General features: G+C 32.2%; 15 protein-coding genes. 7 read left to right on the top strand and 8 right to left on the bottom strand.

What is annotated here, in order from left to right; all coding sequences use genetic code 11:
- Positions 1-6 precede the first annotated feature (6 nt).
- The 7 genes from NMK29_RS19840 to NMK29_RS19810 all read right to left on the bottom strand — a co-directional run bounded on the left by NMK29_RS19840 (position 7) and on the right by NMK29_RS19810 (position 8,339).
- Entirely contained in the window at positions 7-1,014 is a 1,008-nt protein-coding gene (locus NMK29_RS19840) for a M12 family metallopeptidase (protein ID WP_108802818.1), read from the bottom strand.
- Positions 1,015-1,149: 135 nt separating this feature from the next.
- On the bottom strand, positions 1,150-2,352 hold the full coding sequence (locus tag NMK29_RS19835) for a hypothetical protein (RefSeq protein ID WP_108802819.1): 1,203 nt from the start codon (positions 2,350-2,352) through the stop codon (positions 1,150-1,152).
- A gap of 110 nt (positions 2,353-2,462) precedes the next feature.
- The gene (locus tag NMK29_RS19830; protein WP_108802820.1) at positions 2,463-3,236 is read right to left on the bottom strand and encodes an outer membrane lipoprotein-sorting protein; all 774 of its coding nucleotides are present in this window, start codon (positions 3,234-3,236) and stop codon (positions 2,463-2,465) included.
- A 17-nt stretch (positions 3,237-3,253) separates the two neighbouring features.
- The gene (locus NMK29_RS19825; protein WP_108802821.1) at positions 3,254-5,626 is read right to left on the bottom strand and encodes an RND family transporter; all 2,373 of its coding nucleotides are present in this window, start codon (positions 5,624-5,626) and stop codon (positions 3,254-3,256) included.
- Between the two features lie 171 nt (positions 5,627-5,797).
- Entirely contained in the window at positions 5,798-6,394 is a 597-nt protein-coding gene (locus NMK29_RS19820; RefSeq protein ID WP_027394278.1) for a TetR/AcrR family transcriptional regulator, read from the bottom strand.
- A gap of 412 nt (positions 6,395-6,806) precedes the next feature.
- A complete protein-coding gene (locus NMK29_RS19815; protein WP_108802822.1) occupies positions 6,807-7,316 on the bottom strand; it encodes an SRPBCC family protein in 510 nt (169 codons plus the stop codon).
- A gap of 144 nt (positions 7,317-7,460) precedes the next feature.
- On the bottom strand, positions 7,461-8,339 hold the full coding sequence (locus NMK29_RS19810) for a DUF6503 family protein (protein WP_108802823.1): 879 nt from the start codon (positions 8,337-8,339) through the stop codon (positions 7,461-7,463).
- A gap of 163 nt (positions 8,340-8,502) precedes the next feature.
- On the opposite strand from NMK29_RS19810, the gene NMK29_RS19805 reads away from it, so the two are divergent.
- The 6 genes from NMK29_RS19805 to NMK29_RS19780 all read left to right on the top strand — a co-directional run bounded on the left by NMK29_RS19805 (position 8,503) and on the right by NMK29_RS19780 (position 12,759).
- Positions 8,503-9,381 carry an RNA polymerase sigma factor gene (locus tag NMK29_RS19805; RefSeq protein WP_108802824.1) on the top strand — a complete coding sequence of 293 codons (879 nt, stop codon included), beginning with the start codon at positions 8,503-8,505 and terminating at the stop codon, positions 9,379-9,381.
- A gap of 101 nt (positions 9,382-9,482) precedes the next feature.
- Positions 9,483-9,986, top strand: a complete 504-nt coding sequence (locus tag NMK29_RS19800) for an SRPBCC family protein (RefSeq protein ID WP_108802825.1) — start codon at positions 9,483-9,485, stop codon at positions 9,984-9,986.
- Between the two features lie 21 nt (positions 9,987-10,007).
- Positions 10,008-10,622 carry an SRPBCC family protein gene (locus tag NMK29_RS19795; RefSeq protein ID WP_108802826.1) on the top strand — a complete coding sequence of 205 codons (615 nt, stop codon included), beginning with the start codon at positions 10,008-10,010 and terminating at the stop codon, positions 10,620-10,622.
- Positions 10,623-10,745: 123 nt separating this feature from the next.
- The gene (locus tag NMK29_RS19790; RefSeq protein ID WP_108802827.1) at positions 10,746-11,327 is read left to right on the top strand and encodes a TetR/AcrR family transcriptional regulator; all 582 of its coding nucleotides are present in this window, start codon (positions 10,746-10,748) and stop codon (positions 11,325-11,327) included.
- 51 nt (positions 11,328-11,378) lie between these two features.
- Positions 11,379-11,849, top strand: coding sequence for an SRPBCC family protein (locus NMK29_RS19785; RefSeq protein ID WP_108802828.1), 471 nt, complete (start codon positions 11,379-11,381; stop codon positions 11,847-11,849).
- 16 nt (positions 11,850-11,865) lie between these two features.
- Complete coding sequence (locus tag NMK29_RS19780) at positions 11,866-12,759, top strand: hypothetical protein (RefSeq protein WP_159092165.1); 894 nt, start codon at positions 11,866-11,868, stop codon at positions 12,757-12,759.
- 111 nt (positions 12,760-12,870) lie between these two features.
- Here the strand turns inward: NMK29_RS19780 and NMK29_RS19775 are convergent, their stop codons facing one another.
- Positions 12,871-14,262 (bottom strand): hypothetical protein, encoded by a 1,392-nt coding sequence (locus NMK29_RS19775; protein WP_108802830.1) that lies wholly within the window; start codon positions 14,260-14,262, stop codon positions 12,871-12,873.
- A gap of 95 nt (positions 14,263-14,357) precedes the next feature.
- On the opposite strand from NMK29_RS19775, the gene NMK29_RS19770 reads away from it, so the two are divergent.
- Positions 14,358-14,720 carry a VOC family protein gene (locus NMK29_RS19770; protein ID WP_108802831.1) on the top strand — a complete coding sequence of 121 codons (363 nt, stop codon included), beginning with the start codon at positions 14,358-14,360 and terminating at the stop codon, positions 14,718-14,720.
- Positions 14,721-14,737: the final 17 nt, after the last annotated feature.

Genomic DNA, 14,737 nt, shown 5'->3' with positions numbered 1-14,737 from the left:
TATAGATTATGCATAATACCAAGCCCCATTAACATAAACTACTTCTCTCCATCCTCTGGAGCTGTAGTAGTACCATTTATCATTATATCGGTATACTCTTAGTCCATAAACTGTATAGTATTGTCCATTTTGATAAGTCGGCTCACCACCGCCGTCTCCACCATCGGGATACATTTTATCTATTCCTTCTAAATCAGCTGTAGACAATGCATTTCTCTGTACAGAGTATGTGCTTCCGTCTTTTTTGGTAATTGTTGGTTGACCGTTCTTAGAGAATGAATACGCTCCATACATCATAATTGATCCAAAATCTAAAGAACTAGTATATTCGTCTCCGTCATATCCTTGTTCTACATAGGTTTTGAAGTTGAAATCTCTACCAGATTGTATGTTTTGAAAATTAATAGTTACATACTGATCTCTATCAGCTCTACTTTGTTCGTGCCATAATCCAACAGCATGACCAATTTCGTGAATAGTATTTCCAGTACTGCAACCACTTGCTAAATTGATGTTTTGTCTTCCACCAACCATTCCTACACTTGATGAACATCCACTACCAGGTCTAAAGTATATGTAATTGGATTCGTTAGTTCTTTCAATAAAAGTAAGATTGGTATTGTTTTCCCAACTAGCAATTGCATTGGTAACTCTGGCTTTGTTAGGAAGATCATTTGCTATGGTATAGTAAACTGTATTATCAGGCCACCTTCCAGAGGTACGTCCAACACTTCTGCTTAAGGAAGGATCTTGTCCGTCTTCTAGTACAAAATTAGAATCTTCCGTATAGACTTCGTCTTTGGGAAGAATAATGTCACCTTCAAAAATTCTTTTTCCATCTACTAGTTCATAGTTGATGGGTAATCCTGCATAAAAGCCTTCTTCGGTTGTTCCAATTTTGTCAAAACTTGCTCTTTCGGCGCCATCAAAGACTTGATTGTCTGGTTCCAGGTTTTCTAATTCAGAAATTGGTTCATTTTCTGAACATGAGAGTACAGCCAAGGCTGCACCCATCAATAAGATTGATTTTCATTTGAGTTTGTGTTTAAATTATTAACAATATGTTAAACCCAAATGATTATTAAATATTATTTTTTTGTAACAAATTAACTTTTGATTAGAAAAAATAGTTAAAATGTTCAACTTAGTTTAGAAGTATTTTGAAATTGAAATTCTAAGAAAACTGTCTTCTCTAAAGTTTGATAATATAAATTCATTTGTGTCTATATTACTAAATACTCTAGCTTCGACCGCTGCTGTCCAAGTACTTCCGAAACGTCTAGAAGCTTCTAAACTGAAAATTTTGCTACTAGATTCTAGATCAGCAATTCCACCTATTAGTATGGAAGTATCCTGTGTGTCATTAAATGCAATACGACTTCCTATGAAAATATCATTTTGTAGTGCATTTAATGCAAGTGCATCTCGCTCATCATATAGGTACTCACCTAAGATACCAATGTCTAAACCATCTCCATCAATATTGGAAAATGTGTATTCTAATCCTGCTACCAGAGCGAAGAAATCCTGGGCATCCGCGTGTCTATAGATAGATTCTAGTTTCCATAAAAAAGCATCATGCGTTATTTGTAAATCTAATCCTGTTTGGTTAATTACCGGATAAAATGCACTGACATTTCCTAGGTTATCAAATGTAAATAAGGGTTCTCTACCTGTTCCGTAAAAGTGAGATATTCCTATATCTAAAATGCTGAAGTAATGTTTCCAGCGAAATGCGATATCTTGTCGCCATTCTTCTGCATTACTTTCATAAGTTAAATCGTCTTTATCAATTACAACAGGAAATCTTAGTCTCCCTTTGGTGCCAGAAAAAGTTCGTTTCCTATGATAAGGGAGGTAGAAAAAATCAAAAGAACCGAGGTTTTCAGTAGTCCAAGTAAATTGAACCATGGGTTGTCCTAGCTTTTCTTCTCCGTCGAAAGTTTCTACGGCATCTGTTTGATTAATAATATCGACTAAGTGATTACTTTCAGTTACGCCCCAGTATACTTTTTTTAGCCCAAGACTTAATTCCCAGTTCTTATTAGCTTTTTGGTAATAGAGTTCTCTGATATCCCAATGCGTTCTTTCGTCATCAACATCAAGCCTGAAAAACCCCTTAAAATTAATGCTTTCATACCCTTTATTCCATGCTATTGAATATTCTGGGGTTATACCTAATGAAGGAAAATGATCTTTTTGCCCCTCAAAAAGGGCATTGTCATAAAAATAACGATATTCACCTTCCAATTCCAATTCAAAATCTTGCGTAACTTTTTTATCCTCTTCTTGGGCAATTATATATGAGGTGTGTAGTAGAGTAAGAAGAAGTAAATAGGATTTAAATTTCATTTTTATAATATTATTAAGCACACATAGACCGTCTTTATTACTAGAAGGACATTTGGTAAAGAGTAAGATCAGAACTAAAAACGTGTCTTATGTGTGCTAGGATTTTGAGATTATTTTCCAGCTCTTTTAAGAGCTACTTGTGTAAAATCATCTTCGGATAATTCGGATTCGAAATTGTAATCACTAAATTTTAATTGTGTTTCTTTATTGCTTTGGTGATTCACCATATCTAAGGTTAATGCTCTCCAAAATTTGCCTTTATATAATTTATAATCACTGTAGGTAAGTGTTTTTAGTAAAGAGTTTTTGCGATCATAGAATTCTACTTTTTCTAAACGATACGCTTTATCCTTATTATATGTAACTACTCTTCTGGTGTATCCGGATTTTGGATCTACAGGATCTTGTTCTACAATAAGTAAATTGCCATTTTCTTCTAGGAACTTATAACTATATTTTTCCACCTCCTGTGAGGAGAGATCTTCATAAGCGAATTCACTACCTACAAAAGGACCGGACTTATTGTTTGATGAAATTCTTTTCACTCTTTTTATAGATGGTAAAAAAAGCCATTGATCGTCGGACCCTATTTTGTGTGTAAAAGTAAGTGTTGAAGTTCCTTTTACATCTTTAGGGCTATTAAATACTATCATGGATTTATCACCGTCATCAGATTGTTCTAGGGTTCGTGTGATTAATAAACGTTCGCTTGTTTGACCATTTTTATTTTTTAAAGTCATCTTTAGATTTACTATTGAGCTATTAAAACCTTGGTCTGCTTTATCAGCTTCTTTAGCAATTTGTAAACCTCTTTCTTCTGCATTTTGTGCTTGTACCATGGAAACGCTTAGCAAAGCGATTCCTATTAAAATTATTTTTTTCATTATTTTATTTTTTACAATTATTTATCGAGTTGTATTTGTGGTTTTAAATCTTTTACGACATCTCTTGATTCATTCTTTTTGCTCGTTAGAATAAGAAGTGAAGGAAGCAATATAAAATCAATGATTAGGGCTGATGAGATTATGATTAACGTAATTCTTGCCATATAACTGTTTAATGCAAAAGAAGAAGTAGAAAGCACTGCAAATCCTGCTAGTAGGACAATAGTGGTAGTTACTAATGCTTTACCTACAGTTTCAAAAGCATAAATCACGGCTTCTTTAGCATCATAGCCTAATTCTCTTCGAGCTCGTAAAAACTTACTCATAAAATGAACAGTGTCATCTACTATGATCCCTAATGTCATTCCGAATACGATTACCATTCCCGTATTAATTTGGGCTTTATATAAAGCCCAGAAACCAAAACCAACTAAAACAGGAGTTACATTTGGAATAATACTTAGCATACCTAATTTGAAATTTCTTAATGCAAACATTAATACAAGGGATATCAGAATCAAGGCAATAATATTACCAGTAAACATACTGTCGGCTTGTCTAAAACCGAGCGTAGAGAACATTAATGTTGGACTCACACCTATTGCGTGCATCGGTTTTGGTGTGTTATTTTGTAGCCAAGTTTCGGCACGATCTGCAAAAGCGATCATATCGGCACTTTTGATATTTTCGATGGTAACTGTTACACGTGTTTCCGATTTATCTACATTAATTTGATTGTTTAAATCCAATCCAAATGGAAGAGATAATTCATATAGCAATAAGTATTGAGCTGCTTCTTCACGACTTTTTGGGATCTTATAATAGTTTTGATCATCACCGTGCATAGAACGATTTACTCTTCTAGCAACTTCACTAAAAGCGTTTACATGTACAACTTCTGGTTGTTCATTGAGCCAATTTTCGAATTCATTTAGTTTGTTTAGGTATTGTGGGTTGTTAATCCCTCCACTTTCTCCGCTACCTACAGAGAATTCTACATTATAGATACCTGTCAGGTTTTCACTGATATAATCAGTATCAGTTCTAAACGTAACAGTCTCATCAAAATAGTTAATAAACTCATCGTTAAATCTATTTTTTGTGGCTAAAAATGTCAAAATACCGATAATAATTGTTGAGATAATGGTAAGTCTTACGGGTTGTTTAGCAACCATATGTCCTAAAGAAGTATACCAACTTGTTTTTTCTGAAGTAGCTATTTCCTTAGTTTTTACTTTTATTGGTAATATTGCCATTAATGCTGGCAGGGCCGTAGTGGAGTATAGGAACGCCATAGTCATACCGAAAGCAGTAATATTTCCTAAATCCCAGAATGGCGGTACATCTCCGAAATTCATAGTTAAAAACCCAATGACTGTGGTTAAGCTGGTAATGAAAACTGGCATGAAATTAAGTCGCATAGACTCTACCAATGCATCTTTTTTGGAGAATCCATCTTTTCTCATTTTCTGAAGCATGGTGATCAAAATGTGAATACTATCTGCAACCGCTAATGTTAATATCATAGTAGGAAATACAGAAGATGGAGGAGTTAACTTTATACCTGCTAATCCAACAAATCCAACAGCACTCATAATTGAAAACATAACTACTACAAAAGTTGCAATAGTACTATAGATATTTCGTGTAAGAATGAAGGTTGTAATAATAACAATGATTAACATAATCATGGTCAGCATAAGGTCATTCATAGAGGATTCGAAGAATGCCGTATTTAATGGAACTAATCCAGAAGAATGGATTTCAAAGTTTGGATACTTATTTTTAAAATCTGAAATAGTACTGCGGATGAAAGCGGTAACTTCTGGTATTTCTTTCGCACTATCTTCACCAGGCAGTCGTACTGTTACGTTGATTGCTGTTACTGTGCCGGTTTCATTAAGAATACGATTTACCAAAAGTGGTTCTTTTAATGCTTTTTCTTTAATTACTTCAATTTCTGCTTCAGTTTTGTTAGAAGATTCATAGGAAAGATCGTCTACATAGAGATCATCACCTTGAGCACTAGTGTATTGGAAATTTGTAACAGCATCTACCCGAGAAGAGTAAGGGGTGTTCCATGCTTGGGCAGTAAGTTCTTCTATTGCAGTTAAATTTTCTCTTGTGAAAATATCGCCATTAGACGGTGTTAAGACTATTACAACATTGTCATCCTTGGTATATTTTTCTTGTAGAGCATCGAATGCTTCTAGTTCTGGATTTGATTTACTGAAAAAGACATGATAATCTCCATCAAATTCCATATTTCCTTGCGAACCTAACCCCATCGCTAAGATTAAAGTTGCGATCAAAACTGGCCATTTGAATTTGATAACAAATTCTGCCCATTTTTTTGAAAAAGCATTGCCTAATTTTCTTATTGTATTCATTTTTTTAATTTTAGTTGACCAGTCAACTATATATCATATAATGTTGACTTAGTTTGATTTGTTATTGTTTAATATATTGACGTTTTAATTTATTCTACTTGGACAAGTTTTGGTTAAATTTTTGAAATAAATAAATAATTGACCAGTCGTCTATTAATAGAATAAAAAAAATTATTTAATTAATAAGTGTGTTACCATATTCAGATGATTATCGACAGGGTATGAATCCTTCATTTCTTTCATTGTTATCATAGCCCCTTTTCCTGCATCTTCAATAAATCCAACTAGATCCTCTGCATTAATAGAAGAATTTATTTCGCCGGATTGTTGGGCTTCTTTAACAACCTTGGTTATTTCAGTTTTCACCAAATTATGCCTATCTAATACAGCATTCCTTATGTTTTCGTTATGCTCAGACATTTCATTACTCAAATTACACCCAAGACATCCCATTTTACATTCTAATTGTTCTTTTAAAACTTTTATACGGAATTGATAAAAGTTCAGTAACCGTTCTTTGGGAGATCCATCACTGTTTTGAAGAATGTCCAAAGCAGGAGAAAATTGCATAGTAAAATACTTGTCCAATGCTTTAATTGCAAAATCTTCTTTACTATCAAAATAAAAGTAAAAGGAACCTTTTGGTACATCTGCTGCTTTTACAATGTCGTTTACACTAGTGCCATTATAACCTTTAGACCAAATGATCTCTACCCCTTTTTCTAGGAGATAATCTGCTTTGATTTCATGTTTTAAGGTCTTTGACATTTTTAACTTTTAAGAGAACAAAATTATGACCACTCGTCTAGTAATCCAAAATTTATTGTGTTAAAGTTTTGTTTATTGTATTTAAGATGCTGATAAAAAGAGCTTTAAAATAATAAGTATCAATTGACTATTCTAGTTGTTAAAATTTTACCTTCCATTGATTTCTATCGTTTTAAGATGATAGCTTTAGAAGTATGCTCCGCTTTTAGCACTTTAATATAACTTTTGGATTATTAGCCCAAGTAGAAAGAAAAATGGATTTTATATATGGAAGGTTTAGTTGATATACTTATGTCAGTCTGAGCTTGTCGAAGATGATTAAAAACAACTTTTTGATATTATACTGCGACAGGCTCAGTGCGACAATAGGGATGTTATGTTTCAAACATCATTTAAAGGTATCAAATCAAAACTATTTTACTGCGGCAATTGCCACATTGGTAATCATCTCACTAGCAGATTGGTTTAAAAATCCCAAGAATTGGTTTTCAGTCATTTGTGGGTTTTTCATAAACTGATCATAGTTACTGGTCCACACAATCATGGATTTTTGATATCCTAGGTCTATTACCTTAAAGTTGTTAATCATTCCTTTTGTGGGAACACCTTCTACTAATGCATATGTATAAGTACGATTTTGATCATCAAACGCGATAATACTTTCTTTAAAGTATCCTTGTCCGTCTGCAGATGTACATACTCTTTGGCCACCGATTCCTTTTTCGCCAATCCATTTTACTTTAGAAATAGCAGACGAATATTTATCAATATCATCTAACTGTCTTAATTTATCCCAAACATTATCGGCAGAAGTATCTACAACCTTTGTTAAGGTGATATTGGCATTAGATTTTTGAGAATTAACATTCCTTGATCCTAATAGTATTATTACTAATAAGCATAAAAATTTTGTAAATTTCATGATGTATTATTTTAAAAGTTATTACACTTTTTAGATTCTATAAAAAAGAAAGTGTGACAGCTTTAATAGAATTAGAAATATTGGTTCATATATAAAAAGGGATATCACGTGATATCCCTTTTTATACTAGTTTCTTAAAATTGCTTAGATTTTAAGGTCTTCCGGAGTAAATCCGTTATTAAATTTTAAGTTGGTAGAAATCTCAGATAAAGATGGCTCTTTAGGATACTCTCCTTTTTCATTAGGGATATATGCATATCGATGAGTGGATACTTGTATACCATCAATTTCGGTATATGTTACTTTCATTAATAATACCGTCTCATTAATTCCCCAGGCTGGTAGGGAGAAATAGAATTGATCTATCAGTTTGGTTTCCTGATTTACGTAAAGAATATAGGCATCATTGGCTTCTTTACCCGTTTTTTGTGGATCGTAGGCTACCGAAACCTTATCATATATTTTTCCGTTAATGGTTTCCTGACCTTTATATTCATAAATAGTTCCTGGATCACCAATTTTAAAGTTCATCATAAACCAGTAATAGTTTACCTGACGCAGGAAATCTGAAGTTCCAATCATTTTTTCATCAGTCATTGGTTTACCGTCCATACTTACTGAAGCTGTTCCTTTAGAAAAATTCTGTACGATGGTCTGTTCACCTTCTGGTAGTACATTTACTTGATGTGTGGTGTATTTACCCCAAGAATATTCACCATCAAAAATATAGCGTTCGAGAGAGACGTCTTTTTTACCATCTGCTTGCTGGTAGGTATAGGTATATTCTACATCCTTTAGATTCCAAATGCTATCCCAACCTCCAGAAGCTTCGGCAATTGCGTTAATAATGGTTTTAGGTTTAGTAACATCATAAGTAATTTCTTTTTTCTCAGATTGCCTTTCTTCTGCAATTTTGGTGGTTGAAGTTTCCGTAGTTATGTTCTTTTCTTTTTTCTGATTACAACTTAGTAAAGTTATCGATATTGATAGGATTCCTAATTTAATGAATTGTACTGTCTTCATGGTTTTGGTTTTAAGTAGTTTATTATGTGAATTAAAGATACTAATAGCTTGTTTAATACACTGTTAATCCAATGGTAAACTCCTTGTAATAGTGAAGCATCAAATGAGTATCTTTAATCGTTGTCACACATATCGTTTTATTGCATCCAAGTAAAAAACAATCATGGAGAATCCTTTTTTAAAAGAGTATAGTGGTGATACTACGGATATTCAATTAGTCAATGAAGCCAAATCTGGTAATAAGAAATCTTTGGAGTTTTTAATTCTAAAACATCAACCATATATCTATAATATTGCTTGGAAAATGGTTAAAAACCCTATTGATGCAGAAGATTTGACACAAGAAGTAAATATTAAAGTGATTACCAAGCTTTCGCAGTTTAAAGGAGAAAGTTCGTTTAGAACTTGGCTTTATAGAATCGTTGCCAATCATTTCTTAATGGCTAAACGAAAGCCAGCAGAGACTGTACTTGATAGTTTTGATACTATGGAACAAGCTTTAAATAATACTCCGGATGTTACATTGACAGCAATAGAACAAGAAGAAAATAAGAAGGTAATTCGTGAAATGAATTACATGTGTATGAGTGGGATGTTATTATGTTTGACCAAAGAACAGCGAATTACATTTATACTTGGAGAGATGTTCAATGCAGATCATACTATAGGTTCAGAAATTTTGGGAATATCTAAGAGTAATTTTAGAAAACGATTATCAAGAGCTAGAGCAGATATTTTTAGTTTTATGAATGATAAATGTGGATTGGTAAATAAAAACAATCCCTGTCGTTGTCATAAAAAAATTACATATGCTATAAAAGGAAAGGCTATAGACAGTAAAAATTTGCTATTCAATCGTAAAGAGTATTCTGAATTTAGAAATCTATTAAAACCTCAAGCGGATACGATGTTAGATTATGTAGATGATAAGTATGCTCAGTTATATCAGAAACTTCCATATAAAAACAATTTTGATAAAAGAACATTTTTAGAAGATATTGTAAATGATGAACATGTAAAGAAGCTGATGAATCTTAATTAGAAACCGCGATATATATAAAGCCTAAACTTTTTGTTTAGGTTTTTTTATGCTCGTTTGTCACACTGTTTTCTGATTTGCATCTAAGTATAAACTAAAATAAGATGAAGATTAAAGAAACAATTAGTATAGATGCTCCTGCGGCAAAAGTTTGGGATGTGTTGTGGAAAGATTATGGACAAGTATGCCATTGGGCAAGTACCGTAAATCATTCAGAAAAACGTGAAGTAGCTAACACATTAGAAGGAGGGAGAAGTTGTCATTCTACTTGGGGTGAGATTAGTGAAATTATAGAAAAAGTGGATGAGTATAATATGACATATACCTATTATGCAGATGGATTACCTGTTATGATGAAGAGCGCTAGAAATACTTGGAAGGTTCATAAAAGAGGTGTAAATACATCGGAGGTTTCTATAGATTTAGAAATAGAACTTACAACAATACCAAAAGCATTGATGAGTTGGATGATAGTTCCTAAATTGAAAAAAGATATTATACAGACCATGGTTGATCTACGGTATTTTATAGAAACAGGCAAACAGACAGCAGCAAAACTGAAATCCGATGTAAAGTATTTTAAAAAGCATCCTTTAAAAACTGTTTAATCCTAAATCAAAATATAAATTATGAGAGCAACAATGAAAACTTGGATTTTAATAACCCTTATGTCCATATGTAGTACGATTCTTTTTTCTCAGAGCATGTCGAAGAAACATCGAATCATTAAGGTAGAAATAGAAATTAAAGCACCAGCAGATCGAGTATGGGAAGCTATGGTATTGGATTATGGGGAGATCTCTAATTTTTCTCCGTATATATATACCTCTAGTTATATTAAAGGATCATTAAAGGGTAAATTGGGGGCCAAACGTAAATGTAGTTTTAATGAAAAAGGTACACGTTGGACGCATGAACGAATTGAGCAGATTGATAATAAGAATAGAGTAATGCGAAATATAGTAATTGAAGCAGAAAAGTTTCCGTTGGATATAGATAATTCCCAAGCTTATTATAGAGTTAGAGACAACGGAAATGGAACTTGTACAGCCTCCTATGAGTTTCAGTTTAGAACCAAACCAGCATTTATCGGAGCAATTGCAAAGGGAAATTTTAAAAAGACATTGATAGGAACGCTGATTGGTCTAAAACATTATGTTGAGACTGGAGAAAAAGTAAATGCTAGTAATGGAAGATATAAAGAAATTAAAAGGAGATATCCAGAAGTAACAGTTGTTAAATAGTAACAATTTTGACATTATAACTAAAGGGTTTGTCTATGTTAAGACAAACCTTTTAGTTAGATTAACAATTAAAATAAACCAATTGGTCTAATTTAAAAAAACATTTTATATATTTGCTTTGGAATGGGATATAAGCATAATAAAGAAGAGATTTTAGAAGTCGGATATCAGGTAATCCGAAAGAATGGATATCATCATGTGGGAATTAATCAAATTCTTAAAGAAGCAGGAATACCTAAAGGATCTTTTTATAATTTTTTTAAATCTAAAGAAGATTTTGCAAGACAGGTAATTCAATACTATGGAGAAGGAAATAGGAAATGGCTTCAGGATATATTTCAAAAATCAGAGGAAACACCTATTAATACCTTAAAGTCATTTTATAAGTTATTAATTGGATATAACGAAGAAGATAATTTCTGTAGTGGATGTTTGATTAACAATTTAGGGATTGAAACAGGAAGATTATATGATTCATTAGCTGAAGAAACAAAGGAACAATTTGATCAATGGCTGGATGTAATAGCTGAGGTTGCCAGAAAGGGCCAGGAAGTAAAGGAAATAACAGATAGTTTTACTCCTAAAGAAATAGCTAATTATTTGCATTCAGGATTTTATGGAACATTTTTCAAGATGAAAGTAGAAAGATCTAGAAAAGATATGGATACTTGGTTAGAAATGACTTTTAAGTTTATAAGAGCTTAATATTTTTTTAAAATTAAAATAAGTAGAACGGTCTAATTAAAAATATATGTTATGAAAACATTAGATGTAAATCAATTTACCAATGCTCCCAAGCAACTTGACATAGGGAGGTTTATAAAGGCACCAATTAATAAAGTTTGGGATGTAGTTTCCGATCACAAAGGAATGACATCTTGGATGCCAATGATCAAAGAAGTAGATCTTACTATAGCCAATCAAAGCGGTGAATGGAAAGAAGGATGTGAGCGGCGTTGTCAATTCGGTCCTGACTTATTAGAAGAAAAAATAGTGCATTGGGATCCGCCATATGGGTATGCATATATGATCGCAGATATGCATATTGTTAAGAATCATTTGGGCTATTTTAAGCTTATTGAAAAAATGGAAGGAACAGAGATCATATGGACTCAATACTATGATCCTAACGGAAATATTATAAAAAAATGGATGGCCAAAAATGTCATGTTACCATCAGTAATGAAGAAAGCTTTAAAAAATTTACAAAAGAAAACCAGTGTTTAATTTAAATCCAAGAATCATGAAATTATTTATCAAATTGATATCTCTTGTAACCGGTATTTTGATCATTCAATCCTGCTCATCTGTTGATTTACGAAGTGACTACTTAATAAGTAATCCTAATCAAACGGAAGGGAAAGGAAGAGAACTTTTGCAGGCTTCTATGGAAAAAATGGGATATGATAATTTTTCCAAAATGGATGTATATGAAGTAACAGCACAATTTAACTGGAAAAAAGGATGGTTAGTTATGCCTATGAATGCCTTCCCAGGCAATAATAAAAATGATCTTCAATTTCGTTTTGCTACCAATACTTTTGATGGGCAGCTGCAATACCTCGAAGGAAGAAAAAAAGGAACTATACAGGGATTACAATCTTGGCAAGGATATAAAATCAAAGATAAGACTAACAAAATAAAAAAACATGAGCACGATCGATATATTTGGGGATTGGCAACATATCATTATATATTAGAATCACCATTTAGAATGTTAGATGCAACGATTATTAGGTATGCGGGAGAAAAAGAGTTCGAGAATAAACAGTATGATTTAGTATATGCTACTTGGGGTTCCGAGGCGCCTAATGATCAGTATGATCGTTGGTTAATTTATATTAATAAGGAAACTGGTTTTATAGACCTTACAGAAGTTACGATAAATGATTTTTTTATTACTATGCCAAAAGGTTTACAACATGGTACGGTTAGATTTGATCGTGAAAGAACAGATTCTGGAGCATATTTACCAAGTAAAATAAGTATACAATTACTATCGCCTAAGAAAGAAGATAGTTTTGTGTATTATTTCACATTGTCTAATTACAAGTTTGATGGTTTTAATAAAGAGATATTGTATCCTATAGAAGGATTACCAATGTATGGAAATTCTAAACCTGATGATTCTGATTAATAAAGTTATATAAATAACTTAAAAAGCCTATAGTTTTGCGCTATGGGCGTTTTTATTCCTACTACGAGCAAAAATCTAACTAGTTTATTTCGCTTTGGAAATTTAGAATACCTAAAATTTTTGATCGACCCATTCATTAAAATCGACATACCCTATTATAAAATTTGGAATCGGATCTTCTTTTAATCGGAAGGATAATTCCTGGAAAGCATTTTTTTTATCTTTTTCTGAGTATTCAACTGTTTTGGATAATAATTTTAATATCAACGACTCATAGGAAGCTATGTTTTTTTGTTTTTTAATATGCTTTTTAATAGCTGTAACCAAATACCTTAATGTAAACCCATTTCCTAGCTCGTAATGAACTAAAAGGTTGAGCCAATAAGTGTATGTAATCAAATCTTTTCGATCCTTTTTTGTTTGATTGTTTAAGATATTGTTAATCCAGTGAAGTGATTCTTTATAGTCTTTTTTCTGAAAATAAATGGTAGAAAATTGAAAACGAAATGACAGCCAGTAGTTGTGAGGAATAACTTTATTGTTTTGTGTAATAAAGGTTTGGATGTTTTCGATTACCTCTTGTGTGTTGTGAAGGTCTTTTAGATATCGATGAATTTCAAGCTCAACGTTATAAAGTCGAAGTTTTTCTTTAATTAATGAAGCAGAATTTGAGTTGATTTCTTGTACTTTCTGTTTTAAAACTAAAATCCTAACAAAAGCTTCTTTATGTAGTTTTTTAAAGACAAGATATCCTAGGTAGTTGTTGTATACAGAGAAATAGGTGGTAAAATATTCTTTGAGTAACTCAGGCTGCAGTTCCCATTCTTTTAATAATTTTTCTATGGTGTTTTTTGCTTTTTCATATTTTTTTGAAGCAAGTTGTTTTCTGTATAGATGTAAGGTCTTTAGGGTCTTATTGTGTAAATGATTTGTTTTCTTGTGTGATAAAGATGAGTTTATGGGGTCAACATTAGCTAATAGAAGATTGCTATATTCAATTGCAGAATTCAGTGATTTTTTCTGTTCAACAATAATAATTTTTAAAGAATCAAAATCCTGAGGGTACAATGCCTGATGTACTTTTCTTTTCCAATCTTTAATTTGAAACAATACAATATTTTGCTGAAAGTTAATTGCTTTTTTTTCTGCACGTTTTAGTTCACTGTTGCAAATAGTATATAGGCCTTTATGAAATAGGATTTCTACATTGCGGATGATGTCTATTAATTCAGCCTGTATAGAAATCCTAGCGTGATAATTTCGTAAAGATTGTAAAATACGTTGTTTTAAATAGTTTTTTATGGTAGTTAGCTGATTTATAAAAGATTTGTTTGCAAATGTTTCTTTTATTAAAGCTTCGTTATATGTTTTTTGTTCTTCTATCGCATTAAACAATAACAGGTATTCTGAGTCTTCTCCGCCTTTTGAGCTAAGTCTGAAATAGCGTTTTTCACTTTTACTTAGTGATTTAATTAGGTAGAATAATTCTTCATTTTTTTTCATTTTAGAAACCTATGTTTTGTCAAAAATAATGTTTTTCTAAACGATCCTTATCATATACCTTTGAGATATTCTTAATCAATACAAAATATATTATTATGTCAAATGCAATTAGTTGGTTTGAAATACCAAGTACTAATTTTGAAAGAGCAGTGAAATTTTACAATGAACTGTTAGATGCAGAATTACAACCTATGGAAATGGAGTTCAAAATGGCTTTTTTTCCATATCAAGAAGGTGGTGTCGGAGGATGTATTACTCATGGAAATGGTAATACACCTTCTCAAGAAGGAACCTTTGCATATCTTAACGGAGGGGAGGATTTATCTATTCCATTAGCTCGTGTGGAAAAGGCCGGAGGAAAAATTTTAATGCCTAAAACTTCTATCGGAGAAAATGGCTTTATGGCCGTTTTTCTTGATACAGAAGGTAATCGAGTAGCATTTCATTCTATGTCTTAACATATGAAAAACCATCT

The sequence above is a fragment of the Aquimarina sp. Aq107 genome, from assembly GCF_943733665.1.
Taxonomy (GTDB): domain Bacteria; phylum Bacteroidota; class Bacteroidia; order Flavobacteriales; family Flavobacteriaceae; genus Aquimarina.
This window is presented reverse-complemented; position numbering and strand designations above follow the sequence as displayed.

Coding starts and splice junctions, on each gene's coding strand:
- NMK29_RS19840 (WP_108802818.1), bottom strand. CDS start 1,014: ATGGGTGCAGCCTTGGCTGTACTCTCATGTTCAGAAAATGAACCAATT.
- NMK29_RS19835 (WP_108802819.1), bottom strand. CDS start 2,352: ATGAAATTTAAATCCTATTTACTTCTTCTTACTCTACTACACACCTCA.
- NMK29_RS19830 (WP_108802820.1), bottom strand. CDS start 3,236: ATGAAAAAAATAATTTTAATAGGAATCGCTTTGCTAAGCGTTTCCATG.
- NMK29_RS19825 (WP_108802821.1), bottom strand. CDS start 5,626: ATGAATACAATAAGAAAATTAGGCAATGCTTTTTCAAAAAAATGGGCA.
- NMK29_RS19820 (WP_027394278.1), bottom strand. CDS start 6,394: ATGTCAAAGACCTTAAAACATGAAATCAAAGCAGATTATCTCCTAGAA.
- NMK29_RS19815 (WP_108802822.1), bottom strand. CDS start 7,316: ATGAAATTTACAAAATTTTTATGCTTATTAGTAATAATACTATTAGGA.
- NMK29_RS19810 (WP_108802823.1), bottom strand. CDS start 8,339: ATGAAGACAGTACAATTCATTAAATTAGGAATCCTATCAATATCGATA.
- NMK29_RS19805 (WP_108802824.1), top strand. CDS start 8,503: ATGGAGAATCCTTTTTTAAAAGAGTATAGTGGTGATACTACGGATATT.
- NMK29_RS19800 (WP_108802825.1), top strand. CDS start 9,483: ATGAAGATTAAAGAAACAATTAGTATAGATGCTCCTGCGGCAAAAGTT.
- NMK29_RS19795 (WP_108802826.1), top strand. CDS start 10,008: ATGAGAGCAACAATGAAAACTTGGATTTTAATAACCCTTATGTCCATA.
- NMK29_RS19790 (WP_108802827.1), top strand. CDS start 10,746: ATGGGATATAAGCATAATAAAGAAGAGATTTTAGAAGTCGGATATCAG.
- NMK29_RS19785 (WP_108802828.1), top strand. CDS start 11,379: ATGAAAACATTAGATGTAAATCAATTTACCAATGCTCCCAAGCAACTT.
- NMK29_RS19780 (WP_159092165.1), top strand. CDS start 11,866: ATGAAATTATTTATCAAATTGATATCTCTTGTAACCGGTATTTTGATC.
- NMK29_RS19775 (WP_108802830.1), bottom strand. CDS start 14,262: ATGAAAAAAAATGAAGAATTATTCTACCTAATTAAATCACTAAGTAAA.
- NMK29_RS19770 (WP_108802831.1), top strand. CDS start 14,358: ATGTCAAATGCAATTAGTTGGTTTGAAATACCAAGTACTAATTTTGAA.